Raw genomic sequence first — 25,364 nt, 5'->3', positions numbered from 1 at the left:
GGGACAGGCTTCACTGCAAAGGTGTAACAAAATGATAAGACGAAAGAAAAAAAACAGTCTGTAGATGGGGCGGAGCCTAGCCAGTTAGGGTTGCCAGTGCAACAGGGCGTCACCAGCGGCCATCTCTCCCTTGGCGCGGTCTAAGCGCAGATAGGCAATCGCGCGGCCACCGGATTGGGTGAACAGGGTTCCGACCACCTTGCCACCGGCGGTGATGTCGCTGCCCACGGGCGCGGTGCCGCTGATCTCGACCTGGCGCAACCCCTTGCGCAGCTCGGTCTTGTGTTTCATGCGGGCGGTGACCTCTTGGCCGACATAGCAGCCTTTGCGGAAATCCACCCCGTTGAGGGCTTCGAACCCGGCCTCCAGAATATAGCTGTCCGGGCCCAGCTCGATACCGCTGCGCGGGATGCAATGGGCAACATGCAGCGCGTCCCAGTCGGTGCCATCCTCGCCGCCCTCGGCCCCGATCAGCCGCCAGCCAAGATCCGCATGGCGCGGATCTGCCAGGGCGCCTGCGGGGGCGGGGCCGGTGCCGCGCATCACCTGCAGATCGGTGGGGGTGATGTCCACCTTGGCGCGCAGACGATACATGGTGAGCCGCTTGAGCAGGGCCTCGGCCTGTTCCGCATCTGCATCCAGCAGCACATCCGCGCCATCGGCTGCCAGAAAGAAATCGGCAAGATATTTGCCCTGTGGCGTCAGCAGGGCGGCGTAGACCAGACCCTGGTCTATCTTGTTGACGTCACTGGTGATCAGCCCCTGTAGAAAGTCGCGGGCATCGGCCCCGGATAGGCGAAGAATCTTGCGCGGACGCATGGCGTGGTCTCCAAAGCGGCCCGGGCTGGATTGCCTGCGGGCGGTGGACTTGGTCTGAGGGCGGGCCTGTCCATCGAGGCATGGCCAAGCCCATTCCTATATCACTAGGCCTAGTGATATAGGAATGAGATCCGAGTTGAACCAGGAAAACACCATGCCCGCGCCGATTACTGTTGTGATACCCACCTTGAACGCCGCTGCAGAGCTGCCGGGCAGTCTGGGGGCCTTGATGGAGGGGCTGGCGGAGGGGCTGATCCGGGAGGTGGTGATCAGCGATGGTGGCTCTAGCGATGCAACGCTGCAATTGGCTGCGGAGGCCGGGGCAGAGCTGGTCAGCGGCACTGCATCGCGCGGCGGCCAGCTGCGCCGGGGCTGTGCTGCGGCCCGTGGGGAGTGGTTGCTGGTGCTGCATGCGGATACGCAGCTGGCCCCGGGCTGGGCCGCAGTGGTGGCGGCGCATTTGCAGGCGGGCCAAGGAGAGCCAGGACAGCCTGCCTATTTCCAGCTGAAATTTCGCGCCAAGGGGCCATGGCCAACACTGGTTGCAGGCTGGGCGAACGTCAGGGCGCGGGTCTTTGGGCTGCCCTATGGGGATCAGGGGTTGCTGATTTCGCGCGCAGCCTATGTGTCGGCCGGAGAATACCCCGATCAGCCCTTGATGGAGGATGTGGCCCTGGTGCGCCGCCTCACGGGCCTGACCGCTTTGCCGGTTATCGCCCTGACCAGCGCCGCGCGCTATCAACGCGAAGGCTGGCTGCGGCGCGGCGCGGGCAATCTCTGGACCCTGTTGCGCTATTTCCTGGGGGCGGATCCCGACAAACTGGCGCGCGGCTATCAAAAATAGCCGCTGCTTACTGTTGTGCCTCTCCGGGAAGAGGGGGGGTTAGCTCATGATCCGCGTCAGCAGACGCCGGAACCAGCCGGATTGCGCAGTTTGCACCTGCGCCTGCGCCGTGGGAAGCTGCGCGGCAATGCCTTTGGGGTCGAGCAGGGTTTTGCCATCCTGAAACTGCAACCGGTAGAGATCGGCATAGATACCGCCGCGTTCAATCAGCTCCTGGTGGGTGCCCTGATCGGCAACCTGACCACGCTCCATCACGATGATCTTGTCGGCGTTGCGCACGGTGGACAGGCGATGGGCGATCACCAGGGTGGTGCGCCCGCCGGCCAGGCTGTCCAGCGCCTGTTGCACCACCTTTTCAGACTGCGCATCCAGCGCCGAGGTGGCTTCGTCCAGCAACAGCACGGGCGTGTCACGCAACAGGGCGCGGGCAATCACCACCCGCTGGCGTTGCCCGCCAGAGAGCGCTGAGCCACGCGGCCCCACAAGAGTTTCCAGCCCATCGGGAAGTTTTTCAAGGAAATCCGCCACATGGGAGTCCTCAAGCGCTTTGGCCAAAGCCTCGTCGCTGACATCTGTACGGCCCAGAACGATGTTTTCGCGCAGGGTTTCATCAAACAGCAGGCCCTCTTGGGTGACCACGGAAAACATCCCGCGCAGATCTTTGGTGGCCAGATCTGCAACGCTGGTGTCATTGATCTGCACCGTGCCGACCTGCGGATCCACCATGCGGGTCAACAGGTTGAAAATGGTGGACTTACCAGCCCCGGAGGCCCCCACCAGGGCGGTGGTCTTGCCTGCTTCGGCGTCGAGCGTCAGCCCGCGCAGGATTTCTGCCTCGCCGTAGTTCAGATTGACATCTTTCAGGTGAATGCCGGGCAGGCCCTTGGGGGCGGGTTTGGGGTTTTCGGGGGAGGTCAGCAGGATCGGCGCATCCATCAGCGCCTTGATACGTTCCAGCGCGGCGGCGGCGGCCTGCCAGATGCCGGAGATATTGGCAAGGCGGCGCATGGGTTCAAAGGACAGACCAATCGAGGTGAAGAAACTCATGAACTGGCCAACGGATTTTTCGCCGGCAATGATTTCCGAACCACCATAGAGCAGCACCGCCATAAAGCCGACGCCAGCCATGATATCGGTCATGCCGGAGATCGCCGAGGTGCCAAAGGCAGATTTCACCTCGGCCTTGACAAAATTGTCGGTGTGATCGGAGAACCGCTTGAGCTGGTATTCTTCGAGACTGTTCAGCTTGATCGGCACAATGCCGTGAAAGATCTCATCCAGCCGGGTGGCCAGGGTGGCGCCAAGGTCGCGCGCTTCCGAGGCCCTGCGGCGGACATATTTCTGCAACAGGGAGATCGGCAGCAACAGCCCCGGAACGCCGATGAGCAAAATGGCGGTCCAGCGCCAGTCAATGCTGACGGCAACGCTGAGCACAGCGATCAGCGCCACCAGATCGCGGCCGGCGCCAGTGATCATTGCCTGCCAGACAGCATTGATTGCGCCGACATCGCTTTGCACCCGCTGCAACAGCAACCCGGGTGCATGGGACTGATGAAAGGAGGGATCCTGGCGGATCAGACGGGCCAGCATATCCTTGCGCAGCCCCGCAGCGGAGGTCTGCGAGACCTTGCTCAGCAGCACCTTCTGGGTGACGCTGGAAATACCGCGCAGAGAGAAGATGGCGAGAAAGGCCAGGCTGACCCAGAAGAGTGCGGTGGTATTGCCGGCGACAAAGACCAGATCGAACATCGGCTGCATCATGTAGCCAAGCGCACCCATGGTGGCCCCTTCGACGAGCATAAAGATGACCGCGATGCCCAAAAGCCCCATGTACTGACGCAGATAACCGCGCCAAAGCCAGCCCAGCAACTCGCGGGAGGAGGTATGTTCATTGCTCATGATGGGATTGCCCGGCTGGAGAGCGTCGAAACTCAATTGTCATCTGGCGCCTTCTCGTGACTTGATTGGGCCATTTAAGCAGCTCATGGCCGGGGTGCAAGCGTTGTGCACCTCCTCTTGGCGGCCACTCCCCCGGCGCTGAAAGCTGTTGCCGGGCTGAGAGGGGTGGCTTTTCCGCAATTGACCTCGCCAAGGTGCAGGCTAGGGTTGCGGCTGAATTCACCTGCTCGGGGGCCGCAAGGGGCGGCTCTCGATCTCATTTGGGACAATAAAGATGCGTGCAACCTCAAACCCATCGGGCGGACGGCCCTATTTGGCAATTCCGGGCCCCTCTGTGATCCCGGATCCGGTGCTGCAGGCAATGCATCGGCCTTCACCCAATATTTATGCAGGTGAGCTTTTGACCCTCACCGACAGTTTGGTGCCGGATCTCAAGGCTTTGGCCGGGACCGCCCATTTTGTGGCGATCTATATCGCCAATGGCCATGGCGCCTGGGAAGCGGCGCTGATGAATACCTTGCAACCGGGAGACAGGGTGCTGGTGCCGGCCTCGGGGCGTTTTGCCATCGGCTGGTCTGAAATGGCCGAGGCCCTGGGGATCGAGGTGGAGGTGCTTGACTTTGGCACCGCTGCGGCCTGGGACCTGTCTCAGGTGGCGGAGCGGCTGGCTGCGGATAAGGCGCATGAAATCAAGGCGGTTTTGGGCGTGCATGTGGATACCTCCAGCTCCATTCGCAATGATATCGCGGCCCTGCGCGCGGTGATGGATGCGGCAGGACACCCGGCCTTGCTGATGACGGATTGTATCGCCTCATTGGGGTGCGATCGGTTTGAGATGGATGCCTGGGGCGTCGATGTCATGGTGGCCGCCTGTCAGAAGGGGCTGATGACGCCGGCGGGTGTCAGCTTTGTGTTCTTCAACAACAGGGCGGCCGAGGCCCGCGCCAGACTGCCACGGATCAGCCGCTATTGGGATTGGACCCCTCGGGCCAACCCGCAGGAATTCTACCAGTATTTTGGCGGCACCGCCCCGACGCATCACCTGTATGGGTTGCGCGCCGCCCTTGATCTGATCCACGGCGAAGGTCTGGAGCAGGTTTGGGCCCGGCATGAAAGCCTGGCAAAGGCCATCTGGGCCGCCTGCGAGGCCTGGGGACAGATTGATGCGCCCGAGCAGGGGCTGCGGATGAATGTGAGCGATCCCTCGCTGCGTTCTCATGCGGTCACGGCATTGCATCTGCCTGCGCCGCGCGCCAGCGAGCTGCGCCACTGGCTGGAACATAACCTCGGGTTGACGCTGGGGATTGGCCTGGGGCTGGCGCGACCGGCCAGCCCGGAGTGGCACGGCCATTTCCGCCTTGGCCATATGGGACATGTAAACGGACAGATGATCATGGGATTGCTGGGCGGGATCGAAACCGGCCTGCAGGCGCTGAAGCTCCCACATGGGGCGGGCGCGCTGAGTGCAGCGGCGCAGGCCTTGGCAGAGGGCGTGCAGCGCTAGGCAGAGGATGCGAGGCTCCTGGCGCGGCCCAGTCTGAGGGCTCCGAGAAGGGGTATCTAGCGGGGGCCTAGACCATGTTACCTCTAAAACATGGGGCATGGCCCCCCCAGCGCGCAGCTGCGGGCTGGGGAGCTGTCTTGTGAATTCTTGGGGCCCGTCAGGGGCCTGTGAGGGTGCCTGTCAGGTCTCTGGGTGCTGCAGGTGGTCTTCGAGTCGGTCAATGAGATGGTTGAGAAACAGTGCAAACATCAGCACTGGCACCATGCCAAACAGCATCCAACCGGCAAAGAATATCCACATCAGGTTTATGCCGATGAAGGAAAGTGCGGCGGCAAAGAGATCAATCGGCTCCTGCGGTTGGGCAGAGCCTGTCTGTGGTGACTTTCTGTTGTCCTGATTATAGTCCATGGCGTGGCCTCCTGGGGGTCTCCCCCTAGAACCTAGCGCGCCAGGGATGAAAGTCCGGTAAAACCACCGCGATTTCTAAAATCGCTTCGGCTTGACCCGCTGAAGGGGTGCCCTGCAGGGGCCGCTATTCGGAGGTGAGACCGGCACGGGCGGTGGCGAGGGCAACGGGCAGGGCAGCAGCAAAAAGCGCCAGGTCTTCGTCCGGGCCGCAGCTGACCCGGATGCAGCGGTTTTGCGGCGCGGCAAAGGGCATGCGCACAAAGACATCCTGCGCCAATAGGGATTCAAGAACGGATTTGGCAAAATCCCCGTCCCGGCCACAGTCGATCGCTACAAAATTGGTGGCCGAGGGCAGGGCGGTGAGACCGTTTTCCGCAGCAATATCGGTGATATGCTTGCGGGCGGTGGCAATTTCACCTTGAACATGGGCCAACCAGTTCTGATCCTGCAGGGCGGCCAGCGCCCCGGCCTGAGCGGCGCGGTTCATGCCAAAGTGGTTGCGCACCTTGTTGAAGGCAAGGATCAGATCCGCCTGCGCCAGCGCGTAGCCTACGCGGGCGCCCGCCATGCCATAGGCCTTGGAGAAGGTGCGCATGCGGATGACACGGGGGTCATTGATATCGACCGGTGCCGCGGTGCCTTCAGGCGCGCATTCCACATAGGCCTCGTCCAGCAACAGCAAAGCGCCCTCAGGCAGATGCGCCAAGGCCTCGACAATTTCCTGCCCCCGGTACCAGCTGCCCATCGGGTTATCGGGGTTGGAGAGATAGACCAGCTTTGCATCCACCTCAGCCGCCTTGGCAAAGAGCGCCTGGATGTCTTCGTGGTCGTCCCTGTAGGGCACCATATGCAGGGCGCCGCCAAAACCGGCCACATGGTAGTTGAAGGTGGGGTAGGCGCCCTGCGAGGTGACAACCGCATCACCGGGGCCAATCAGCAACCGCACCAGATAGCCCAGCAACCCGTCGATGCCTTCACCAACAATGATGTTTTGCGCCGGGATGCCGTGATGGGCGGCCAGCGCCTGGATCAAATCATGGCTTTGGGCGTCGCCATATTTCCAGATTTCCTCGGCGGCCTGCTGCATGGCTTCAATCGCCAGCGGCGAGGGGCCAAAGATGTTTTCATTGGCCCCCAGCCGGGCGGCAAAGGCTTTGCCACGGCTGCGCTCCTGCGTTTCAGGGCCGACAAACGGCACAGTGGAGGGCAGGGACAGGGCAAGCGGGGTGTAGCGAGGCGTTTTCATGCAGCGCAGATAGCGCAAAGTGCTAGCCTGCGGCAAGGCTTGCGTGCTGCTTCAACCCAGAGCAGACTGCCGCAAATTTAGGGAGATTTGGAATGCGAAAGATTTTGCTGGCGATGCTCGCCTTGGGCCTCGGCTATTTGACCTTTTGGCCGGTTCCTCTGACCCCTGAGGTCTATGAGCCGTTGCAGCCCCCGGCCTTTACCGGCGAGTTTGAGGCCAATGACGCCATGGCGGCGCTGGAGCTGGTCTTGCTGCCAGAGGGGGCGGTTGGCCCCGAGGATCTGGCGGTTATGCCGGATGGCAGGGTCTATACCACTGATCTGGCTGGCAAACTATACCGGATCGACGGTCCGGCGCCTGAGCTGACCGAGGATCTGGGGGGGCGGCCTCTTGGGCTCAAAGCGGGGCCGGACGGGGCGCTGTATATTGCTGACAGCTATCGCGGAATTTTGCGCTGGACCGGGCCGGGCAGTCTGGAAACCCTGGTGACAGAGGTGGAAGGCGCGCCGCTGATCTATGCGAATCAACTTGATATCGCGCGCGACGGCACGATCTATTTCTCCAATTCGTCAGATCGTTTTGACCCGGAAATCTTGGGTGGCACCAAGCCAACATCGGTGATGACGGTCTGGGAGCAATCCAATAGCGGCTATGTTGCCCGCCGCCTGCCTGATGGCAGGGTGGAGAAAATCGCCAGTGGGTTTGTCTATACCAATGGGATCGCCCTGTCGCAGGCCGAGGATTTTCTGTTGATCAACGAAACCGGCCGGGCGCAGGTGCATAAACTCTGGCTGACCGGTGCAAAGGCCGGAGAGCTGGAGCTGTTTCTGGGTAATCTCCCTGGCTATCCCGATAACCTTGAGGCCCAGGGGGATGGAACCTTTTGGCTGGCCTTTGCCAGCCCGCGCCTGCCGTCGGAGAAGCTGATGCCCTATCCCTTCTTGCGCAAGGTCATTTGGCGTCTGGGAGAGCTGGTGCGCCCGGCTCCGGTGCATCGGGGCATGGTTATCCAGTTTGATGAAAGCGGCAATATCCTGCGCAACCTGCAGGATCCCACGGGACGGTTCGGCGTCACCACCAGCGCTCTGGAGGTGGGGGAGCAGTTTTATGTGATGTCACTGGACGGACGCGGCTTTGGGCGTGGAGCGGTCGCTGACCTGCCTGCCATGCAGTAATGCTAGGGGCGTGATTGGATGCCAAGCTGGCTGGCGCCGGGGCTGCTTTGCCCCGGCGTTATGCTGGATCACCGGGACCAATCGGGGCAGTCTGTCGGCACATGAAACAGGCTGGAGGTGCCACAATGGCGCGGGTTTCCGTTGAGATCAAAGATCATATTGCCCATGTCACGCTGACGCGTGGCGACAAGATGAATGCCCTGGATGATGCCATGGTCAAGGGGATCCTGGCCGCTGGCGCGCAGGTGGCGGGCTCGGACGCGCGGGTTGTGGTGCTCTCGGGGGAGGGCAAGAGTTTCTGCGCGGGGCTGGATCTGATGAGTTTCATGTCGATGGGCAAGACCGATTCAGCGGCCTGGCTGATGGAGCGCAGCCATCACGATGCCAATGAGATGCAGGAGGTGTCAATGATCTGGCGCCGCCTGGAGATCCCGGTGATTGCGGCCCTGCAGGGTGCCACCTATGGCGGCGGTTTGCAGCTGGCGCTGGGGGCCGATATCCGGATTGCCGCTCCCGATACCAAACTGGCGGTGATGGAGATGAAATGGGGACTCATCCCCGATATGGGCGGCATGGCGCTGTTGCCCAAACTGGTGCGCTCGGATGTGCTGCGTCAGCTGACCTATACGGCGGCACCCATCTCTGCACAGCAGGCTGAGGCCTGGGGGATGGTGACATCCATTTCGGATGATCCCCTTGCGGCCGCACAGGCCCTGGCGACAGAAATTGCGGGGAAGGGACCAACGGCAATGCGCGCCGCCAAACGGATGATTGAATTTGCCGAATCCGGTGCCTCGCAAGCCGAAGTGTTGCTGCGCGAGAGTGCCGAACAGGTAAAGCTGATCGGTAAGCCCGAACAAATGGAAGTGATCGCCGCCCAGATGCAAAAACGTGCTCCGGTCTTTAAATAGACCCAGATCATCTTATATCGGTTTTAACAGTCCTCCCTCCCGGACTGTTTTGACGTCTCTCCCCGTCTTGATTGGGATGAAGACAAAAGCGGCGGTGCCAGCCCCAACCCCAGCCTTCTGGCACCGCCACTTCTTTGTCTGGTTTCAGCTTGGCCTCTTGCCCTGTGGGATCACCTCATAGCCGGGCTCTTCGGGCTCATTATCGGTCATTTGCGGCGGGAAGCCCGGAGCCAGGATCTGCAGCCCGGTGGCGTCTTCGAGGCGGCGAATGATATTTGGCGACAGTTCACGCGCGCCGTATCTGGCAATGCCATCGTCAAAAATCTGCACGATCATCGGGCTGAGTTCCAAGGGCACATTGTTGCGCTCGGCAATCTCCTGAAACAGGCCCACGTCCTTTTTCACCAGATCCATGGTGAAGGAGATATCGCGGCTGCCGTTCAAAATGACCTGGCTTTCGGTGACATGGCTAAAGGAGTTGCCGGAACTGATCTTGATCGCCTCATAGGCGGTGTTGAGATCCATGCCGGCCGCTTTGGCGGTCACCAGGGCCTCGGCATTGGCCACCAGATGCACCGTGGCCAGATAGTTGGTCAGCACCTTCAGCACCGAGGCAGAGCCGAGCTCTCCGGTGTGCAGAATGCGCCGTCCCATGGTGGTGAGGAGGGGCAGAATACGGTCAAAGGTGGCGCGCCCACAGCCGGCAAAGATGGCGATATTGCCGGTATCGGCGCGGTGGCAGCCGCCAGAAACCGGGCAATCCACGGCCGCGCCGCCCGCCGCGATGACCAGGGCGCCCAATCGCTTTGCCTCGGCCTCGTCGGTGGTGGACATCTCCATCCAGATCTTGCCCTCGCGTACTTCCGGCAGCATCTCCTGCATCACCACATCCGAGATGGCGGGCGAGGGCAGGCAGGTGATCACCGTATCACAATCGCGCATCAACTGGGCTGGGGTTTCACCCGCCCTGGCGCCCCTGGCCACAAACTGCGCCACCAGATCGGGGTTCAGATCATGCACCGTCAGGTCAATGCCATTGCGCAGCAAGGAACCTGCGAGCTTGGCTCCCACATTGCCCAGGCCAATAAATCCAACTTTCATTTTGTTCTCCCAGATCCGTGTCGCGGCAGTTCGCGCGGGCTTTTGCATTTTGTCTGCCTGCCTGTCTGTCCGCTTGTCTGCCTGCAAAGAAAGCTGGCGACGTGGGAAAAGGGAAATGATAATTATTCGCTCAAATACCCAAAAATATTTGGTGATAAATGGATGAACGCCTCTCAAACCTGACCTGGTTGCGCACCTTCGAGGCCGCTGCCCGGCTGTTGAACTTCACCAAAACCGGGCAGGAGCTGGGGCTGACACAGACCGCTGTCAGCCTGCATATCCGCGCGCTGGAGGCGCGGTTGGGCAGCAAGCTGTTTTACCGGCAGGCGCGGCGGTTGGAGTTGACCGAGGTTGGCCAGGCCTATGCGCTGACGGTGCGTCAGGCGCTGGGGGATATTGCGCTCGCCACCACGCGGCTGTTTGGCGCTGAGACGGCACAGACCCTGACGGTGCGGGTGCCTGTTTCGACCTCGGCGCTGTGGCTGGCGCATCTGCTGCCCGAATTTGCCGCGCGCCATCCCGCAATCAATATTCGTCTGGTTTCCAACATCTGGACCGCGCCAGAGCCGCGCGACGATATGGATGCAGATGTGGAAATCCGCCTGGGACAGGGCAATTGGGAGGACGGGACGGCGCTGCGCCTGTCGCAGGAAACCATCGTGCCGGTCTGTGCCGCCAGCCGTGAACAGCCAGTTTTGGTGTCAGAGCTGCTGCAGGGGCCTTTGATCCATATTCTGGGCTACGAGGACCACTGGGCCCGCTATTTTGCCGCTCATGAATTGCCCTATGCCAGTGAACATGCGCGGTTTAGCGTGGATACCACGGTCTCTGCCCTGCAGTTGGTTGCGGGGGGCGGCGGCTATGCAACAGTGCTGGCGCGCTTTGCCAAGCTGTCGATCATACGGGGCATGGGGATTGCCATCGCCGGCCCTGAGATGCCGTTTCAACAGTCCCACTATCTGATCCGCCGCAAGGCCAGCGGGCCGCTCAGACCCGAAGTGCAGCTGTTCGAAGCTTGGCTGACAGAGATTTTTGCGCGTTCTGACGACTAGACCGGGTCAGAATTTTCTGGTGTCGTTTTCCCACTCCGCGCCGCGCGGCACGGTTTGGTGGTATGCACTGCGTCACCGCCTGATGGTTGATCCGTGGTGTCTCAGGGAAAACAGTGAAAACAGGGAAAAGGCGGATGAAAAAGACCGCCCCGGTGGGGCGGCCAGAAACCTGTGGGCCAGAAACTTGTAGGCCTGAAACCTGCGGGCCAGTAACCTGTGGCCGGTGTGGCTCTGCTTAAAGCGAGGACTGATAGATCTTTTCGATGTTGGACCCCAGTGCCGCGTTGTATTCCTCGTCGGACATCGCGACATTCAGCCCTTCGGTCAGCGCGCGGCTGAAAGAGGCGATCATCTTGGCATTTTTGGCCAGTTTCTCGCAGGCGTCATCGGTGCTGTAGCCACCGGACAGGGCTACAACGCGCACCACGGCCGGGTGATCCGCCAGCGAATCATACAGCCCCGCTTCATTGGGAATGGTCAGCTTCAGCGCGACCTTGGTGCCCTCGGGCAGCGCGTCGAGCTGGTCTTTGATTTCTGCTTTCAGAAAGATTTCGGCCTCGCCCTTGGTGGGGGAGTTGATGTCGACCTCGGGCTCGATGATTGGCACCAGACCAGCGGCTGCGATCTGTTTGCCCACTTCGAACTGCTGGGCCACCACGGCTTTGATACCCTGTGGGTTGGCCTCTTTCACGACCGAGCGCATCTTGGTGCCAAAGATGCCTTTTTTAACGGCACGCGACAGCAGCGCGTCAAGGTCAGGCATCGGCTTCATCAGCTGCACGCCGTCGACATCATCAGCCAGGCCTTTGTCGACCTTCAGGAAAGGCACAACGCCGCATTTTTCCCACAGATAGGTCGGTACCGGGGTGCCGTCGATGGCATTGTCCATGGTCTTTTCAAACAGGATGGCGCCCAGGATCTTACCCGAGCTGAAATCGGGGGAGCAGATGATACGGGCGCGCATCTTCTGAATTTCGCCAAACATTTCTTCGTCGTTGGAATAGGCGTCTTCGGTGACGCCATAGAGGCCAAGCGCCTTTGGGGTAGAACCGCCGGATTGATCCAGTGCTGCAATAAAGCCCCCGCCATTGGCGATACGGTCAAACTGTTCCTGGTTAATCTTGTGCGCCATGATCCGGTCTCTCCGCGAAAAATCGTTTCTAATCTGGCCCTGTCTATAGCGTGCCTGTCGCAAGAAACAAGTTGTGGCTGCATGCGCTTGCGCTAACGGATAGGGTTTTGTGCACATCAGGGCAAAGCCGCGGCAAATTGCCTGACAGAATGAAAAACGGGCCCCAAGAGGAGCCCGTTTTTAAAGTCAAAACGTCAGCGTCGGATCAGACCAGACGCGAGGCTTCTTTTGCGGCGCGCACAAAACCGTCAAACAGCGGATGCGGAGCAAAGGGTTTGGATTTCAGCTCGGGGTGGAACTGGACGCCGATAAACCAGGGATGATCGCTCCATTCCACGATTTCGGGCAAACGGCCATCGGGCGACATGCCAGAGAATTTCAAGCCGCAGGCTTCCAGTTTCTCTTTGTATTTGGTGTCGACCTCATAGCGGTGACGGTGGCGCTCTTCGATATGGGTGCTGCCATAGACGCTGGCCACATGCGAGCCCTCGGTCAGGGTGGCGTCATAGGCGCCCAGACGCATGGTGCCGCCCTTGTCGTCATCGGCCTTGCGCTGAACCTTGTGGTTGCCCTGCACCCATTCTTTCAGGTGATAGACAACGGGCTCAAACCGCTTTTTACCGGCCTCGTGGTCAAATTCTTCCGATCCGGCCTCGGCAATGCCGGCGACATTGCGGGCGGCCTCGATGACCGCCATCTGCATGCCAAGGCAGATGCCAAGGTAGGGGACCTTATGTTCGCGGGCATATTGCGCCGCTTTGATCTTGCCCTCGGTACCGCGCTCGCCAAAGCCGCCGGGAACCAGAATCGCATGGAAGCCCTGCAAATGCGGGGTGGCATCCTCGCGGTCAAACAGCTCGGCATCGACCCATTCGATCTTGACCTTCACCCGGTTGGACATGCCGCCATGGGTCAGTGCCTCGGCGATGGATTTATAGGCATCTTCCAGCTGGGTGTATTTGCCGACGATGGCCACCCGTACTTCGCCTTCGGGATTGTAGATACGATCCGCCACATCTTCCCAGCGCGCCAAGTTTGGTTTTGGCGCCGGGGAGATGCCAAAGGCATCCAGAACCGCCTGGTCCATACCTTCGCGGTGATAGGCCAGGGGGGCCTCGTAGATGGATTTCAGATCCTGGGCTGCAATCACCGCATCGGGACGCACGTTGCAGAACAGCGCCAGTTTTTCGCGCTCTTTCTTGGGGATAGGGCCCTCAGACCGGCAGACCAGGATATCGGGTGCCAGACCAATCGAGCGCAGCTCCTTGACCGAGTGCTGGGTTGGCTTGGTCTTCAGCTCACCGCTGGCCTTGATATAGGGCAGCAGGGTGAGGTGCATGAACAGGCACTGGCCGCGCTCTTTATCCTGGCTGAACTGGCGAATGGCTTCAAAGAAGGGCAGGCCTTCGATGTCGCCAACGGTGCCGCCGATCTCGCAGAGCATAAAATCAACCTCATCTTCGCCAATCGAGATGAAGTCTTTGATTTCGTTTGTCACATGCGGGATGACCTGAATGGTCTTGCCCAGATAGTCGCCCCGACGCTCTTTTTCCAACACATTGGTGTAGACGCGCCCCGACGAGATCGAGTCGGTCTTGCGCGCGGGAACCCCGGTAAAGCGTTCGTAATGGCCCAGATCCAGATCGGTCTCGGCACCGTCATCGGTGACAAAGACTTCGCCATGTTCAAAGGGGCTCATGGTGCCGGGGTCGACGTTAAGATAGGGGTCCAGTTTGCGCAGGCGGACGGAATAGCCACGCGCCTGCAAAAGAGCACCAAGAGCGGCGGACGCCAGGCCCTTGCCAAGCGATGAAACCACACCACCAGTAATAAAGATGAAACGCGCCATGAGTGTTCGGCTGCCCCCGTGAGAAGTCAGAAAATAGCTGCCCGGCGGTCGTGAAAAACCGCTGCACCACGGGGCTACACATATATAGGATTCGCGCGACATGCGCAAGAGAACCGCAAGATGCTGTTACGGTTCCCTACCAGAATTCTAAGTCTTGTAGTTATTTTAGTCGGCGCTGGGAACCAGCGGCGCATTGTCACCTTCGGCGGGTGGCAACAGATCGCTGCCCAGCGGCGCGACAGGAGCTGCCGGCTCATCACCACCTTCAGTCGCGGCAGGCACGATGCCGTCGGCAACCGAAGATCCAGCGGATTTTTGGGCGGCCAATACGGTCAGGGTGATTGAGGTGCAGATAAAGCAGATCGCGAGGACCCAGGTCACTTTGCCCAGTGCGGTCGCTGCGGACCGGCCAGACATGGCGCCGCCACCACCGCCGCTGCCCATACCCAGGCCCCCGCCTTCGGAGCGCTGCAACAGCACGACGGCAATCAGGCCAAGAGCCAAGAGAAGATGGATGATGAGAACAACGTTTTCCATAGGTTCCTGCGGCTGTTGGCTAAACTATCGGGCGGTAAATAGGCAAGAATGCCGACAGGGGCAAGGGCTCAGTTTCGATTGTTGGTACAGACTTGGTACAGACTAGCTACAGACGGGGGCTGGCTGGGTGAAACCCTGGGTAAACACAGGAAAAGTGACTGGACGCGGGCCTTGGGGCTGGGGCAGGCTGTGGTCATGCCTCATGATCATTCCAACCACCCGCACGCCGTTCTTCCGTCTGACCCTGCTTTGCGGGTCAAAGCGCTGGAAACGATTCTCACCCGCAAGGGGCTGATTGATCCGGCGGCGCTGGATGAGATCATAGATACCTATCAAAACAAGATCGGGCCGCAAAACGGCGCCCGCGTTGTTGCCCGCGCCTGGAGTGATCCGGTGTTCAAGGCGGCGCTGCTGGCAGATGCGGATCCGGTTCTGGCAGAGCTTGGCTATTATGGGCGCCAGGGCGAACATATGGTGGTGGTGGAGAACACGCCTGAGCGGCATAATATGGTCGTCTGCACCCTGTGCAGCTGTTACCCGTGGCCGCTGCTGGGCATCCCGCCGGGCTGGTATAAATCCGATGCCTATCGCGCCCGCGCGGTGCGTGAACCGCGCGGGGTTCTGGCCGATTTTGGTGTGACCCTACCCACCGAGACTGCGGTGCGGGTCTGGGATTCCACCGCAGAGGTCCGCTATCTGGTGCTGCCTATGCGCCCGGCTGGCAGCGAAGATCTGGATGAGGCGGCCCTTGCCGCGCTGGTGTCCCGTGATTCGATGATTGGCACTGCGCTTGCAGCAAAGCCCGGCGACGGCGTGGATCAAAACGGCGGGGATCAAACATGAGCCGTTTGCACGACATGGGCGGGCGATTCGGTGATGGCGCCGTGGTGCCGGATGCCCCGGATGCGCCGATCTTTGCTACCGACTGGCACGCCCGTGCCCTGGCCGTCACCCTGGCCTGCGGCGCCTTGGGGAAATGGAACATTGATGTCTCGCGCCATGCTCGCGAACGCCTGTCGCCCAAGGATTACACCCGATTTTCCTATTATGAGAAATGGATCTCGGCGCTGGCGGATCTGCTGGTCGAGACTGGCGTGCTGACCCGTGAGGATCTGAAAGGCCAGGGCGGGGAGGGGCTGCATACGCTGGCCTCAGCGGCGCTCAAGGCGGAGGCCGTGGCGGCGGTTCTGGCCAAGGGCGGCCCTGCCAATCGTCCCAGCGCTATCGCGCCGATCTTTGCGCCCGGTGACAGGGTGAAAACCCGCCACCCCGGTGGCAGCGCTCTGGTGAATGGCGGTCATACTCGTCTGCCAGACTACGCTGCCGGCGCCTGTGGTCAGATTCTGCGCCAACACGGTGCCCATGTGCTGCCGGACAGCAATGCCCATGGGCTGGGCGAGGCGCCAGAGCCGCTATATGCGGTGGCCTTTCCGGCATCAGAGCTGTGGGCTCATCCAGAGCATCCCAATGATGAGGTGGTGCTGGACCTCTGGCAAAGCTATCTGCAACCGCTGGAACCAGAGGGCCAAACATGAGCGATTGTATCAGCCACTCGGCGCCAGAGCCGGTCTTTCTGGAACCCTGGCATGCGCAGGTCTTTGCGCTCACGGTTTCATTGAATGAAGCGGGGCGGTTTAGCTGGGCGGACTGGGTTGCGCAGTTTTCTGCCACCCTGCGCCGCAATGGGCTGTCGCGGGAACTGGACGGCGGGGCTGACTATTTTAACGCCTGGCTGGAAACGCTGGAGGCGATTCTTGCTGCGGCTGGCAATGCCAGTCCGCAAGAGGTGGCTTTGGTGCGGCGCGACTGGGAAGAGGCCTATCTGAGCACGCCGCACGGTGAACCAGTGCATCTGGCGCGCTGATTGGCCCGTTGATCTGCAAGGCCTTGCCCGAATGTAACGCTTCTGCGTCGATTTAGCGGTTTCCACGCGGACGCGGCATCGCTATACGGGGCTCTGGTTTCCACCAGCATACATTCTAACCAGCATACAAAGGACCTGAGATGGCCAATGTCGTGGTAGTCGGCGCCCAGTGGGGCGATGAAGGAAAAGGCAAGATCGTTGACTGGCTCAGCGAACGTGCCGATGTGATTGCGCGTTTTCAGGGCGGTCACAATGCCGGCCATACGCTGGTCATTGACGGCAAAGTCTACAAGCTGCACGCGTTGCCCTCGGGCGTTGTCCGTGGTGGCAAGCTGAGCGTGATCGGCAATGGCGTGGTTCTGGACCCATGGCACCTGCTGAAAGAGATCGAAACGGTGCAGGCGCAGGGCGTTGATATCAACCCCGAGACCCTGATGATCGCAGAGAACACACCGCTGATTCTGCCTATCCACGGTGAGCTGGACCGCGCCCGCGAAGAGGCGGCCTCCAAGGGCACCAAGATCGGCACCACCGGTCGCGGCATCGGCCCCGCCTACGAAGACAAGGTTGGCCGTCGTGCCATCCGGGTTGCCGATCTGGCCGATGACGCCACCTTGGAAGCTCGCGTTGATCGCGCCTTGCAGCACCATGATCCGCTGCGCAAAGGTCTGGGCTTTGAGCCGGTTGACCGCGATGCGCTGATTGCCCAGCTGCGCGAGGTTGCGCCTGCGATTCTGAAATTTGCCGCCCCCGTGTGGAAAGTGCTGAACGAAAAGCGCAAAGCCGGCAAACGGATCCTGTTTGAAGGCGCCCAGGGTGCGTTGCTGGACATTGATTTTGGCACCTATCCCTTTGTCACCTCGTCAAATGTGATCGCAGGCCAGGCCGCCACCGGTGTGGGTATCGGTCCAGGCTCGATTGATTATGTGCTTGGGATCGTCAAAGCCTATACCACCCGCGTAGGTGAAGGCCCGTTCCCCACCGAACTGCTGGATGCCAATGGCAAGCCTGACGCCGATGGTGAGCGTCTGGGGACACGTGGCCATGAATTTGGCACCACCACGGGCCGTCAGCGTCGCTGCGGCTGGTTTGATGCCTGCCTGGTGCGCCAGACCTGCGCCACCTCCGGTATCACCGGGATCTCCCTGACCAAGCTGGACGTGCTGGATGGGTTTGAAACCCTGAAGATCTGTGTCGGCTATGATCTGGATGGGACCCGTCTGGACTATCTGCCCACCGCCGCCGATCAGCAGGCGCGCTGCACCCCGGTCTATGAGGAAATGCCCGGCTGGTCCGAGTCGACTGAGGGCGCGCGCAGCTGGAACGATCTGCCTGCCAATGCCATCAAATATGTCAAACGCGTGGAAGAGCTGATCGACTGCCCGGTGGCATTGCTTTCCACCAGCCCGGAGCGGGAAGACACCATTCTGGTGACTGACCCCTTTGCTGACTGATGTCGGATAAACCGGGCCTCAGCTACAAAGCGCGTCGCCGCTGGGCGCTGATCATCCTTCTGGTCGGCATGCCGCTCTATATCATCGCTGCGGTCAACGTGGTGAGCCTGTTTGAGCGCCCATCAATCCTGGTAGAGCTGTTGATCTACGCGGTGTTGGGGGTGCTTTGGGTGCTGCCCTTCAAGTTTGTCTTTCGGGGCGTCGGCAAGGAAGACCCCGATGCCGAAGACAAGTAGCGCGGGCGTTTAGCCAAAAATAAGGCCCGATCGGAAAATATTCCGGTCGGGCCTTTTCTATGTGACGGCAGCAGTAACTGGTCGCCCCTCAGGGGCGGATCATAGTGGCCTGCGGCTAGCCTGCAGCGCGTTTGCGGGGGCGAAAGCCAATATCATCGGTGGCGGTGAACTGGCCATTGTCGGAGCGCTCGATCTTGCCCTCCCGCAGCAACTGGCCAATGGAGCGCAGCCCGTTTTCGCGGTTGAAGTCACCATGTCCAACACTGCGCACCGTGTTCATCAACTGGGGCCGCGAAAACTGATCGCGCCCTTCGACAAAGCTGAGGTAGGAGGCGGCGGCCTCCAGCAACTCGTGCAGCTCGGTGGCGCCCAGATCCTGCGCATAGTCGATAAAGCTGCCAAAGGCTTGGGCCTGAGCAGGAGGCGTGTCTTCGACAGCCATAGAAATGCGACGTGGGCGCACTGGTGCGGCCGGGGATTTCACCTCTGGGTCAATGCGTTGTTCTGCTACCAGTTTCAGCGGCGCAGGACGGCTGCTCGCGCCACGGGGGCGCGGTGCCTTGGCGATGCCACCAGTACCTGGGCGACGGGGGCGTACCACACTGGCGAGATCCTCACGGTAGGGTTCTGCCTCATCCATTTTTACGCTGTTACCGCCAGCCGAGCGATCTGCCTCGGCGGCGGCCACGGCGGCGCGCAGATGGCTGTAGGTCTCCCGCGAGGTGGCATTGTCGGGGTCTCCGAGTTTGCTTTCGGCGGCCTCCATCAGGCGGGTAACATCGCTATCCGGGGACAGGGTAGTCTGAGCGCTGGCAGTCTCACGCGATGGGGCAGCGGTTTGCTCGGGCGCGTCTTGCGGCGCGTGCTGAGGAGTATCCTGGGGCCCGGAAGCCTCGGTTTCCGCGTGCTCATCAGAGGACAGCTCTGCATCCTGATTACTGGCAAGCAGCTCAGCTTCGACCTCTGCAAGTTCGCGCAGCAGATCAGCCTCTTCATCCGCGTCCAGCGAGCTTTCAACCGAAGAGGTGATCTCCTGCGTTTCGTCTGTTGGCGTCTCGTCTGTTGATGTTTCGGTGACCTCTTCCAGGTTGCCAGAAGCCATCGCTTTTTCCAGATCCGCCCGCTTTACCTTGATGATGCGGGCGCGCAGCGGTTTTGCGGTCTCGGGAGCGGTTTGCGCTGGGTTTTCTGCCGGGCTTGCCGTCGCTGTTTTGTCTTCCGCTGCGGTGGTGCCTTGCTGCAGGCGGGCCTCTGCTGCGGGAGTGTCCTCTGCGGCGCCGAGGGGCGCCTGTTCGGGAGCTTTGCGACGGCTCAGGCGTATGGTCCCGTGTTTGCGGCTCTGAGAGGCCTCTTCCGCGTCCTTGGTTTCTGCAGGGGCGGGGGCCGGTGCTTGATCACTGGCTGGCTCCTGCAACACCGAGGCAATCAGCGCCTCGCTGGAGGCCGCAGATGTTTGGGGGTCCGCTGCGTCGCCTTTTTCCTGCGCCGCAGGTGCTGCTGTGGCGCGCTTCCCGGTCAGATCAAGACGATCCAGAACCCGCGAAATTTCATCGCTTTCGGCGTCGATATCTTCCAGGTCTTCCTCTTCAACCTGCACCAGTTCCGCACGGGCGGTTTCGACAAAGGCCTCGGCGTGTTCGTCCTCAGAGAATTCCTCTTCCGGGGTTTGGGAAACCACGGCGCGAATGCGTTGTAGCTTGGCCGCGATGCTATCAACGGCTGGAACGGTGTCATTGCTACGCGAGGAGATCAGGGGGGCTGCGGGCGCCTCCTCTTCAAAGAATTCTACCCTGCCTTCCGCCTCAACTGCGGCGGTGTCTTCCACGGTGGACTCTTCGGCGGCTGGCGCCTCGGAAACGGCTGCGGAAATGGCCGCAATGGTCGCCAGATCAACCGAGGCAGCCGGGCTGGCCTGTGGCTTTTCTTCTGGTTCAGCTTGAGGTTCAGCGCGCGGTGCTGGCTCCTGGGGGGTTGTGTCCTCCAACGCGGGGGTGTTGGCTTCGCCAAGGGCCTCGGGCTGGGTGTCGTCCTCTTCAAACAGGTCAACTTCTTCAAACAGGTCAACTTCGCTGGGGGCAACATCGACGGTGTCCTGAGCCAGACGCACGGGGCGGTCTGTCTCTGTCGCAGCTTCCTGATCAGGCTCTGCGGTGGTCGCGGTTGGCGCCGCTGGGGAGGGGGCAATCGCGGGCTGCGATGGGGCCTCTCTGGGGGCGGCGGTCGTGCGCAGGTGAATGCCATCGCTGCTGGTGCGGGCCTCAACCTGACGCGCTACCTCGCGCTGGGCAATGCGGGCCAGCATCTCGGCGTCGGGCTGCGGAGGTTCGGCGCCAAAGTAGCGGTCATCCGATGCCAGGTCGCGGAAATACTCGGCAATGGCCTTCATCGTGCCAAAGGAATCTTCAAACCCTTCCAGGGTGCAAGAGAAGGTTCCATAGGAAACCGTCAGAACTTTGTTATTGTGTACCATCGGTTTGCTCGTCCTCGCCAAAGTAATTGCAATTTACAATATGGGCTAGCTCGTCAAATTCTGCTCGAATCCGTGCAATTGATCGTATCATTTTGTGTTTAGATTGTGGCTGGTTTCTAGATCTGCGAATAATCTCGGCATGAACAAGCTGATTGTAGACGAAACGAGGCCAGTCGCGCTGGTCGGTGGTGGTGACCTGGGGGAGGGCGACCTGAATTGGGCGCTTTCCTTAACCGGTTGTTTGGTCGCTGCGGACGGGGGGGCCTGCCATGCGCTGGCTTTGAACCAGCTGCCAAGCGCCGTGATCGGAGATTTTGATTCGATTTCACCACAAACCTTGGCACAGATTCCACCGGACCGGCTGTTTCGCGTGGCCGAGCAGGACAGCACGGATTTTGAAAAAGCCCTGCGGGCAATCCGGGCGCCCTTGGTTGTTGCAGTTGGGTTTCTTGGTGGCAGGGTGGATCATCAACTGGCGGTTCTCAACGCGCTGGTGCAGGACATTGGCCCGCCATGTCTTCTCTTGGGCGCGCATGAGGTGATTTTTCACCTGCCTGCCCGGATCTCGCTGCCCTTGCTGGCGGGCGAGACCGTATCACTGTTTCCCCTGCGCGAGGTGCGCGCGCAGTCCACTGGGTTGGAGTGGCCGCTTGAGGGGCTGGTGATGCGCCCGGGCGGGCAGATCGGCACCTCAAACCGGGCGCTTGGCCCGGTGACACTCAGTTCTGACGGGCCGGGGCTGTTGGGGCTGGTACCACGCCACCATCTGCCAGCGCTTATACGGGCGCTTTTGTAGCTGTGGTTTCGGATTTGGCGCGGGCGGCGCCTTTTGCGACGCTATGTTCGCGCAGGATCGTATAAAGCCCGGCCGCCACGGTGAGGCCAATACCAAGGCTGGCCAGGGTATTGGGCAGCTCATTAAAGATCATCCAGCCCACAATGGTGGCGATTGGAATCTCCAGATACTGCATCGAGGCCAGCGTCGAGGCAGGGGCGTAGCGCAGGCTCCAGGTCATCAACAGATGCGCCAGGGTGCCCAGCCCTCCGGCCAGGGCCAGCAGGGTCCAGCTGTCTTGTGATGGCAGGACGGGACTGAGCGTGGCGATCTCCCAGTGGTCCCCCAGCCAGAACAGCGGCAGCATCAGCGCCGAGGCAATGAGGCCGGACAGCGCCTGCAGTGGGATCGGCGAGGTCTCTTTGGCTATTTTGCGGGTGACCAGCATGAACAGGGCAAAGATCAGCGCCACTGCCAGCGGCCACAGCGCATTGAGCCCAACCACGGCAAAGCTGGGCTGGATCACCAATAGCGTGCCAAGGAAGCCAACAACACAGGCGGCAAGGCGGCGAAAGCCAACCTCTTCGCCCAACACGTATTTGCCCAGCAGCAACATGATAAAGGGCATCACAAAAGCAATCGCCACCGCATCCGCCAGCGGCAGGTAGCGCAGGGCGTTGAACATGGCGGTGATCCCGGCCATCTGCAGCAGGGTGCGCAGCAGTACCGGCGGCAGCAGGCGGCGCGACAGGCGCAGGCTTTGCCCCAACAGGATCGAGACAGGCAGCAGAATCAGTGCCTGGGAGGCAAAGCGCACAAAGACGATCTGCCCAACTGGCACGCTTTCTGCCAGCAGTTTGGCAATGGCGTCGCCCAGCGGGATAAGAATGCAGAAGCCCAGCATCAGGGAGATGCCAAGCAACGGCCGATCATGAGAGGTGCTTTGTGTCATGGCGCCACGCTAGGGGCGGCGCCAGAAAGGTTCAAGCTCTGGTTGCTTACGCAAGGGGAGAATACACTGGTGTCAGCAGTTTGGCACGTTGACGGCCAGCCCGCCAAGCGAGGTCTCTTTGTATTTCTCATGCATGTCGGCGCCGGTCTGACGCATGGTTTCGATACAGGCATCCAGCGGCACAAAATGCTGCCCGTCACCGCGCAGGGCCAGCGAGGCAGCCGAGACCGCCTTGATCGCTGCCAGCCCGTTGCGCTCGATGCAGGGCACCTGCACCAGGCCCTTGACCGGGTCGCAGGTCATGCCAAGGTGATGTTCCAGCGCAATTTCGGCGGCGTTTTCCACCTGTTCGGGGGTGCCGCCCATCACCGCACAGAGACCCGCGGCCGACATCGCCGCTGCCGAGCCGACCTCGGCCTGGCAACCGGCTTCGGCACCAGAGATAGAGGCGTTGAATTTCACCAACCCGGCAATGGCGGCAGCGGTCAGCAGGAAATCCTCTACATGCGATTCTGACGCACCGGGCACATGATCGAGATAGTAGCGGATCACCGCAGGCAGGGTGCCGGCCGCGCCATTGGTGGGCGCGGTGACAACCTGACCACCAGCAGCGTTTTCCTCGTTCACCGCCATGGCATAGACGCTCATCCAGTCGTTGATGGTATGGGGCGGGCTCTGGTTCATGCCACGTTCCGCCTGCAGGCTGTCATGGATGGCCTTGGCGCGGCGGCGCACAAACAGGCCGCCGGGCAGGATGCCGTCGCGCTCCAACCCGCGATTGATGCAGTCGTTCATCACCTGCCAGATCCGTGCGGTGCCTTTGGACAGGCTTTCAGGGCAACCACGGGCCAATTCATTGGCCCGCTTCATCTGGGCAATGCTCTTGCCGCTGGATTTGGCCATGGCCAGCATCTCATTGGCGGATTTGAACGGATAGGGAACCGGGGCGCCCTCGTCGGTGTCCTTGCCCTGGGCCAGTTCTTCTTCGGTGACGACAAAGCCGCCGCCGATGGAATAAAACACCTGCCGCAGGATCACATCGCCCTGGGCATCCGTGGCCATCAGAATCATGCCATTGGCGTGGCCTTCCAGCGCGTGGTCATAGTCAAAGACCATATCGCTTTTGGGATTGAAATGCAGCGGCGGCAGACCCTCGGGCTGCAGCGAATGGGTCTTGGCCAGCTCCGCCAAAAAGGCCTCGGCTTTTTCGTCATCATAGGTATCAGGCACAAAGCCGCCCAGCCCCAGAATGGTGGCGCGGTCGGTGGCATGGCCGACACCGGTAAAGGCCAGCGAGCCATGCAGCGAGGCGCGCAGCCCGTGGAACTCAAAGGGTGAGGCGCGCATCATATCGAGAAATCGCGCCGCCGCGACCATCGGGCCCATGGTATGCGAAGAAGAGGGGCCAATGCCCACTTTGAACATGTCAAAAACGGAGAGGAACATCAGGTGGCGGATCCTTCTGGGGGATTTGCGAGAATTGGCTGGGTAAAGGGCGTGTCGCCAAGCCCTTCGGCCTGTTGCGCGATCTGGGTGGCGGGGCGGTGTTCCAGCTGCTTCAAAAGCTGAAGCAGATGGGGGTAGTCTGTCAGACGGTACCAGCTGCGATCGCTTTGGGCAGGGTACAGCGCCATCCAGCGCATCATGCAGCCGAGATAATAGTCCAGCACCGATGGCTCCCTATTGCCAAACCAACTGGGTTTGGTGGCGGCCAGATCGTCGAGATGGCGAAGATGCACGGCAAGACGCTGCTGGATGCTGCGCGTCAGAGCTGCCTGATCCTGTGGCTCGGCGCCTATGTATTTCTCTGGATAGAACGATATCCTGAGATCCGCATGCAGGGTGTTGGAAGCAAAGAACAGCCATTTGAGGAAACCGGCGCGCTCTGGGCTGCTGGGGGCGGGGGCAAGCTGGCCGTGGCGATCCGCAAGCCACAACAGGATCGCTGCGGTCTCAAAAATCGCCCCATCGGGTGTTTCCAGAACAGGGATCAGCCCATTGGGATTGATCGCCCGGTAGGCGGCGCTCTCCTGCGCCCCGGCTCGGCGATCCACCAGGCTGGTCACATAGGGCAGGCCAAGCTCCTCAAGCACCAGCCGGATCACCAGCGAGGCGTTGTCGGGGGCGTAATGGAGGCGGTATGGATCTGTCATGGGGACTTTCTAAATCTCGCTGAAATGCAAATAGCGCCCGATTCCGGCGTTTCCAATAGGAAACACGCCTTTCAGCGACATGTTTACCTGCTGCGAGGGGCTGCAGGTGGTCGGGACGCCCAATTGCTGCTCGCCTAAGAGCGGGGCTTTGCCTATAAGCAGGCAAACACCTGATCACGGAGCCCAGCCAATGACCGGAGAACTGTCCCCTATCGACAAGGCAAAATTTGTTGCGGCCAAACGTGCGGTGGGCTTGGTTGAGGATGGTATGCGTGTTGGCTTGGGCACGGGCTCAACCGCGGCCTGGCTGGTGCGTTGCCTTGGGGAAATGGTGCGCGAAGAGGGGCTGAAGTTCACCGCCGTGCCCACTTCGACCCGCACCGCTGAGCTGGCCCGTGAGGTGGGCATCCCCGTGACCTCGCTGGATGAGGCCAGGTGGCTGGACCTGACCATTGACGGCGCCGATGAGTTCGACCGGGATCTCAACCTGATCAAGGGCGGCGGCGGTGCCCTGTTGCAGGAAAAGATCGTCGCCACGGCCTCTGATCAAATGGTGGTGATCGCAGATGCGGGCAAAGAGGTTGAAAACCTTGGGGCCTTTCCACTGCCGGTAGAGGTCATTCCCTTTGGCTGGCAGACCAGTCAGGCTTTGATCGAGGAAACTCTTGTTTCTATGGATGTTTTGGGGCGCTCCGCCACCCTGCGGATGAATGCGGACCGGGCCTTTGTGACCGATGAGGGCAATTATATTCTGGACCTGCATCTGAACCGGATTGGCAACGCACGTCAGCTGGCGCTGGTGATCAACCAGATCCCCGGCGTGGTTGAAAACGGCTTGTTCATTGATATCTGTGACACCGTCATCATCGGCTATGGGGATGGCAATGTGGAAGTGCGAGATATCAACGAAGGCACGGTAGAGCGGGAAAAGCTGGATTTTGTCGAAACGGACAATCTGTTTTCCGATCTCTCCGACTAAAAGG

24 protein-coding genes are annotated in these 25,364 nt (G+C 60.8%); 12 read left to right on the top strand and 12 right to left on the bottom strand.

Annotated features, from left to right (window positions below; translation table 11 throughout):
- Positions 1 to 84 precede the first annotated feature (84 nt).
- Complete coding sequence (gene ygfZ / locus ARCT_RS0116415) at positions 85 to 819, bottom strand: CAF17-like 4Fe-4S cluster assembly/insertion protein YgfZ (RefSeq protein WP_027241039.1); 735 nt, start codon at positions 817 to 819, stop codon at positions 85 to 87.
- 154 nt (positions 820 to 973) lie between these two features.
- Between ygfZ and ARCT_RS0116410 the strand changes: the two genes are divergently transcribed.
- Positions 974 to 1,663 (top strand): TIGR04283 family arsenosugar biosynthesis glycosyltransferase, encoded by a 690-nt coding sequence (locus ARCT_RS0116410; RefSeq protein WP_027241038.1) that lies wholly within the window; start codon positions 974 to 976, stop codon positions 1,661 to 1,663.
- A gap of 39 nt (positions 1,664 to 1,702) precedes the next feature.
- Here ARCT_RS0116410 and ARCT_RS26385 read toward each other — a convergent pair whose 3' ends face one another.
- A complete protein-coding gene (locus ARCT_RS26385) occupies positions 1,703 to 3,562 on the bottom strand; it encodes an ABC transporter ATP-binding protein (protein WP_036785049.1) in 1,860 nt (619 codons plus the stop codon).
- 274 nt (positions 3,563 to 3,836) lie between these two features.
- Between ARCT_RS26385 and ARCT_RS0116400 the strand changes: the two genes are divergently transcribed.
- Positions 3,837 to 5,066, top strand: coding sequence for a pyridoxal-phosphate-dependent aminotransferase family protein (locus ARCT_RS0116400; RefSeq protein ID WP_027241037.1), 1,230 nt, complete (start codon positions 3,837 to 3,839; stop codon positions 5,064 to 5,066).
- Between the two features lie 180 nt (positions 5,067 to 5,246).
- On the opposite strand, the gene ARCT_RS0116395 is transcribed toward ARCT_RS0116400, so the two are convergent.
- The gene (locus tag ARCT_RS0116395; protein WP_027241036.1) at positions 5,247 to 5,474 is read right to left on the bottom strand and encodes a hypothetical protein; all 228 of its coding nucleotides are present in this window, start codon (positions 5,472 to 5,474) and stop codon (positions 5,247 to 5,249) included.
- A 124-nt stretch (positions 5,475 to 5,598) separates the two neighbouring features.
- Positions 5,599 to 6,720, bottom strand: a complete 1,122-nt coding sequence (locus ARCT_RS0116390; RefSeq protein WP_027241035.1) for a pyridoxal phosphate-dependent aminotransferase — start codon at positions 6,718 to 6,720, stop codon at positions 5,599 to 5,601.
- A 92-nt stretch (positions 6,721 to 6,812) separates the two neighbouring features.
- On the opposite strand from ARCT_RS0116390, the gene ARCT_RS0116385 reads away from it, so the two are divergent.
- Positions 6,813 to 7,895, top strand: coding sequence for an SMP-30/gluconolactonase/LRE family protein (locus ARCT_RS0116385; RefSeq protein ID WP_027241034.1), 1,083 nt, complete (start codon positions 6,813 to 6,815; stop codon positions 7,893 to 7,895).
- A gap of 125 nt (positions 7,896 to 8,020) precedes the next feature.
- The gene (locus ARCT_RS0116380; RefSeq protein WP_027241033.1) at positions 8,021 to 8,806 is read left to right on the top strand and encodes a crotonase/enoyl-CoA hydratase family protein; all 786 of its coding nucleotides are present in this window, start codon (positions 8,021 to 8,023) and stop codon (positions 8,804 to 8,806) included.
- A 144-nt stretch (positions 8,807 to 8,950) separates the two neighbouring features.
- Here ARCT_RS0116380 and ARCT_RS0116375 read toward each other — a convergent pair whose 3' ends face one another.
- Positions 8,951 to 9,955, bottom strand: coding sequence for an NAD(P)-dependent oxidoreductase (locus ARCT_RS0116375; RefSeq protein WP_154665382.1), 1,005 nt, complete (start codon positions 9,953 to 9,955; stop codon positions 8,951 to 8,953).
- Between the two features lie 110 nt (positions 9,956 to 10,065).
- On the opposite strand from ARCT_RS0116375, the gene ARCT_RS0116370 reads away from it, so the two are divergent.
- Positions 10,066 to 10,959: a LysR substrate-binding domain-containing protein gene (locus ARCT_RS0116370; protein ID WP_027241031.1), complete on the top strand. Its 894-nt coding sequence runs from the start codon at positions 10,066 to 10,068 to the stop codon at positions 10,957 to 10,959.
- Positions 10,960 to 11,194: 235 nt separating this feature from the next.
- On the opposite strand, the gene ARCT_RS0116365 is transcribed toward ARCT_RS0116370, so the two are convergent.
- The 3 genes from ARCT_RS0116365 to secG all read right to left on the bottom strand — a co-directional run bounded on the left by ARCT_RS0116365 (position 11,195) and on the right by secG (position 14,477).
- The gene (locus ARCT_RS0116365; protein WP_027241030.1) at positions 11,195 to 12,091 is read right to left on the bottom strand and encodes a fructose bisphosphate aldolase; all 897 of its coding nucleotides are present in this window, start codon (positions 12,089 to 12,091) and stop codon (positions 11,195 to 11,197) included.
- Positions 12,092 to 12,296: 205 nt separating this feature from the next.
- Complete coding sequence (locus ARCT_RS0116360) at positions 12,297 to 13,940, bottom strand: CTP synthase (RefSeq protein WP_027241029.1); 1,644 nt, start codon at positions 13,938 to 13,940, stop codon at positions 12,297 to 12,299.
- Positions 13,941 to 14,105: 165 nt separating this feature from the next.
- Complete coding sequence (secG, locus tag ARCT_RS0116355) at positions 14,106 to 14,477, bottom strand: preprotein translocase subunit SecG (protein ID WP_027241028.1); 372 nt, start codon at positions 14,475 to 14,477, stop codon at positions 14,106 to 14,108.
- Positions 14,478 to 14,672: 195 nt separating this feature from the next.
- Between secG and nthA the strand changes: the two genes are divergently transcribed.
- The 5 genes from nthA (at position 14,673) to ARCT_RS0116330 (ending at position 18,031) form a co-directional block, all read left to right on the top strand.
- A complete protein-coding gene (gene nthA, locus ARCT_RS26380; RefSeq protein WP_036785988.1) occupies positions 14,673 to 15,320 on the top strand; it encodes a nitrile hydratase subunit alpha in 648 nt (215 codons plus the stop codon).
- Positions 15,317 to 16,012, top strand: a complete 696-nt coding sequence (gene nthB / locus ARCT_RS0116345; protein WP_027241027.1) for a nitrile hydratase subunit beta — start codon at positions 15,317 to 15,319, stop codon at positions 16,010 to 16,012. Before nthA ends, nthB begins: the two co-directional genes overlap by 4 nt.
- Entirely contained in the window at positions 16,009 to 16,341 is a 333-nt protein-coding gene (locus ARCT_RS0116340; RefSeq protein ID WP_027241026.1) for a nitrile hydratase accessory protein, read from the top strand. Before nthB ends, ARCT_RS0116340 begins: the two co-directional genes overlap by 4 nt.
- 140 nt (positions 16,342 to 16,481) lie before the next feature.
- Positions 16,482 to 17,795, top strand: coding sequence for an adenylosuccinate synthase (locus ARCT_RS0116335; RefSeq protein ID WP_027241025.1), 1,314 nt, complete (start codon positions 16,482 to 16,484; stop codon positions 17,793 to 17,795).
- Positions 17,795 to 18,031, top strand: coding sequence for a DUF2842 domain-containing protein (locus ARCT_RS0116330; protein WP_027241024.1), 237 nt, complete (start codon positions 17,795 to 17,797; stop codon positions 18,029 to 18,031). Before ARCT_RS0116335 ends, ARCT_RS0116330 begins: the two co-directional genes overlap by 1 nt.
- Positions 18,032 to 18,146: 115 nt before the next feature.
- Here the strand turns inward: ARCT_RS0116330 and ARCT_RS0116325 are convergent, their stop codons facing one another.
- Positions 18,147 to 20,501 (bottom strand): hypothetical protein, encoded by a 2,355-nt coding sequence (locus ARCT_RS0116325; RefSeq protein WP_027241023.1) that lies wholly within the window; start codon positions 20,499 to 20,501, stop codon positions 18,147 to 18,149.
- A 139-nt stretch (positions 20,502 to 20,640) separates the two neighbouring features.
- Here ARCT_RS0116325 and ARCT_RS0116320 point away from each other — a divergent pair, with 139 nt between their 5' ends.
- A complete protein-coding gene (locus ARCT_RS0116320; RefSeq protein ID WP_027241022.1) occupies positions 20,641 to 21,297 on the top strand; it encodes a thiamine diphosphokinase in 657 nt (218 codons plus the stop codon).
- On the opposite strand, the gene ARCT_RS0116315 is transcribed toward ARCT_RS0116320, so the two are convergent.
- The 3 genes from ARCT_RS0116315 to ARCT_RS0116305 form a co-directional block, all read right to left on the bottom strand.
- Complete coding sequence (locus ARCT_RS0116315; RefSeq protein WP_027241021.1) at positions 21,278 to 22,228, bottom strand: DMT family transporter; 951 nt, start codon at positions 22,226 to 22,228, stop codon at positions 21,278 to 21,280. The genes ARCT_RS0116320 and ARCT_RS0116315 overlap by 20 nt on opposite strands.
- A 72-nt stretch (positions 22,229 to 22,300) precedes the next feature.
- Positions 22,301 to 23,674: an L-serine ammonia-lyase gene (locus ARCT_RS0116310; RefSeq protein ID WP_027241020.1), complete on the bottom strand. Its 1,374-nt coding sequence runs from the start codon at positions 23,672 to 23,674 to the stop codon at positions 22,301 to 22,303.
- Entirely contained in the window at positions 23,674 to 24,381 is a 708-nt protein-coding gene (locus tag ARCT_RS0116305) for a glutathione S-transferase family protein (protein ID WP_027241019.1), read from the bottom strand. The genes ARCT_RS0116310 and ARCT_RS0116305 overlap by 1 nt, the downstream gene beginning before the upstream one ends.
- A gap of 190 nt (positions 24,382 to 24,571) precedes the next feature.
- Between ARCT_RS0116305 and rpiA the strand changes: the two genes are divergently transcribed.
- Positions 24,572 to 25,360 carry a ribose-5-phosphate isomerase RpiA gene (rpiA, locus tag ARCT_RS0116295; RefSeq protein WP_027241018.1) on the top strand — a complete coding sequence of 263 codons (789 nt, stop codon included), beginning with the start codon at positions 24,572 to 24,574 and terminating at the stop codon, positions 25,358 to 25,360.
- The last annotated feature ends 4 nt before the right edge of the window (positions 25,361 to 25,364 follow it).

The sequence above is a fragment of the Pseudophaeobacter arcticus DSM 23566 genome (assembly GCF_000473205.1).
In the GTDB taxonomy this organism is placed as follows: domain Bacteria; phylum Pseudomonadota; class Alphaproteobacteria; order Rhodobacterales; family Rhodobacteraceae; genus Pseudophaeobacter; species Pseudophaeobacter arcticus.
Note: the sequence above shows the minus strand (reverse complement) of the source record. Positions and strands in the feature narration are given on the sequence as shown.

Bases quoted from the DNA above. Each gene is read 5' to 3' on its own strand.
- ygfZ (WP_027241039.1), bottom strand. From the start codon at position 819: ATGCGTCCGCGCAAGATTCTTCGCCTATCCGGGGCCGATGCCCGCGAC.
- ARCT_RS0116410 (WP_027241038.1), top strand. From the start codon at position 974: ATGCCCGCGCCGATTACTGTTGTGATACCCACCTTGAACGCCGCTGCA.
- ARCT_RS26385 (WP_036785049.1), bottom strand. From the start codon at position 3,562: ATGAGCAATGAACATACCTCCTCCCGCGAGTTGCTGGGCTGGCTTTGG.
- ARCT_RS0116400 (WP_027241037.1), top strand. From the start codon at position 3,837: ATGCGTGCAACCTCAAACCCATCGGGCGGACGGCCCTATTTGGCAATT.
- ARCT_RS0116395 (WP_027241036.1), bottom strand. From the start codon at position 5,474: ATGGACTATAATCAGGACAACAGAAAGTCACCACAGACAGGCTCTGCC.
- ARCT_RS0116390 (WP_027241035.1), bottom strand. From the start codon at position 6,720: ATGAAAACGCCTCGCTACACCCCGCTTGCCCTGTCCCTGCCCTCCACT.
- ARCT_RS0116385 (WP_027241034.1), top strand. From the start codon at position 6,813: ATGCGAAAGATTTTGCTGGCGATGCTCGCCTTGGGCCTCGGCTATTTG.
- ARCT_RS0116380 (WP_027241033.1), top strand. From the start codon at position 8,021: ATGGCGCGGGTTTCCGTTGAGATCAAAGATCATATTGCCCATGTCACG.
- ARCT_RS0116375 (WP_154665382.1), bottom strand. From the start codon at position 9,955: ATGCAAAAGCCCGCGCGAACTGCCGCGACACGGATCTGGGAGAACAAA.
- ARCT_RS0116370 (WP_027241031.1), top strand. From the start codon at position 10,066: ATGGATGAACGCCTCTCAAACCTGACCTGGTTGCGCACCTTCGAGGCC.
- ARCT_RS0116365 (WP_027241030.1), bottom strand. From the start codon at position 12,091: ATGGCGCACAAGATTAACCAGGAACAGTTTGACCGTATCGCCAATGGC.
- ARCT_RS0116360 (WP_027241029.1), bottom strand. From the start codon at position 13,940: ATGGCGCGTTTCATCTTTATTACTGGTGGTGTGGTTTCATCGCTTGGC.
- secG (WP_027241028.1), bottom strand. From the start codon at position 14,477: ATGGAAAACGTTGTTCTCATCATCCATCTTCTCTTGGCTCTTGGCCTG.
- nthA (WP_036785988.1), top strand. From the start codon at position 14,673: ATGCCTCATGATCATTCCAACCACCCGCACGCCGTTCTTCCGTCTGAC.
- nthB (WP_027241027.1), top strand. From the start codon at position 15,317: ATGAGCCGTTTGCACGACATGGGCGGGCGATTCGGTGATGGCGCCGTG.
- ARCT_RS0116340 (WP_027241026.1), top strand. From the start codon at position 16,009: ATGAGCGATTGTATCAGCCACTCGGCGCCAGAGCCGGTCTTTCTGGAA.
- ARCT_RS0116335 (WP_027241025.1), top strand. From the start codon at position 16,482: ATGGCCAATGTCGTGGTAGTCGGCGCCCAGTGGGGCGATGAAGGAAAA.
- ARCT_RS0116330 (WP_027241024.1), top strand. From the start codon at position 17,795: ATGTCGGATAAACCGGGCCTCAGCTACAAAGCGCGTCGCCGCTGGGCG.
- ARCT_RS0116325 (WP_027241023.1), bottom strand. From the start codon at position 20,501: ATGGTACACAATAACAAAGTTCTGACGGTTTCCTATGGAACCTTCTCT.
- ARCT_RS0116320 (WP_027241022.1), top strand. From the start codon at position 20,641: ATGAACAAGCTGATTGTAGACGAAACGAGGCCAGTCGCGCTGGTCGGT.
- ARCT_RS0116315 (WP_027241021.1), bottom strand. From the start codon at position 22,228: ATGACACAAAGCACCTCTCATGATCGGCCGTTGCTTGGCATCTCCCTG.
- ARCT_RS0116310 (WP_027241020.1), bottom strand. From the start codon at position 23,674: ATGTTCCTCTCCGTTTTTGACATGTTCAAAGTGGGCATTGGCCCCTCT.
- ARCT_RS0116305 (WP_027241019.1), bottom strand. From the start codon at position 24,381: ATGACAGATCCATACCGCCTCCATTACGCCCCCGACAACGCCTCGCTG.
- rpiA (WP_027241018.1), top strand. From the start codon at position 24,572: ATGACCGGAGAACTGTCCCCTATCGACAAGGCAAAATTTGTTGCGGCC.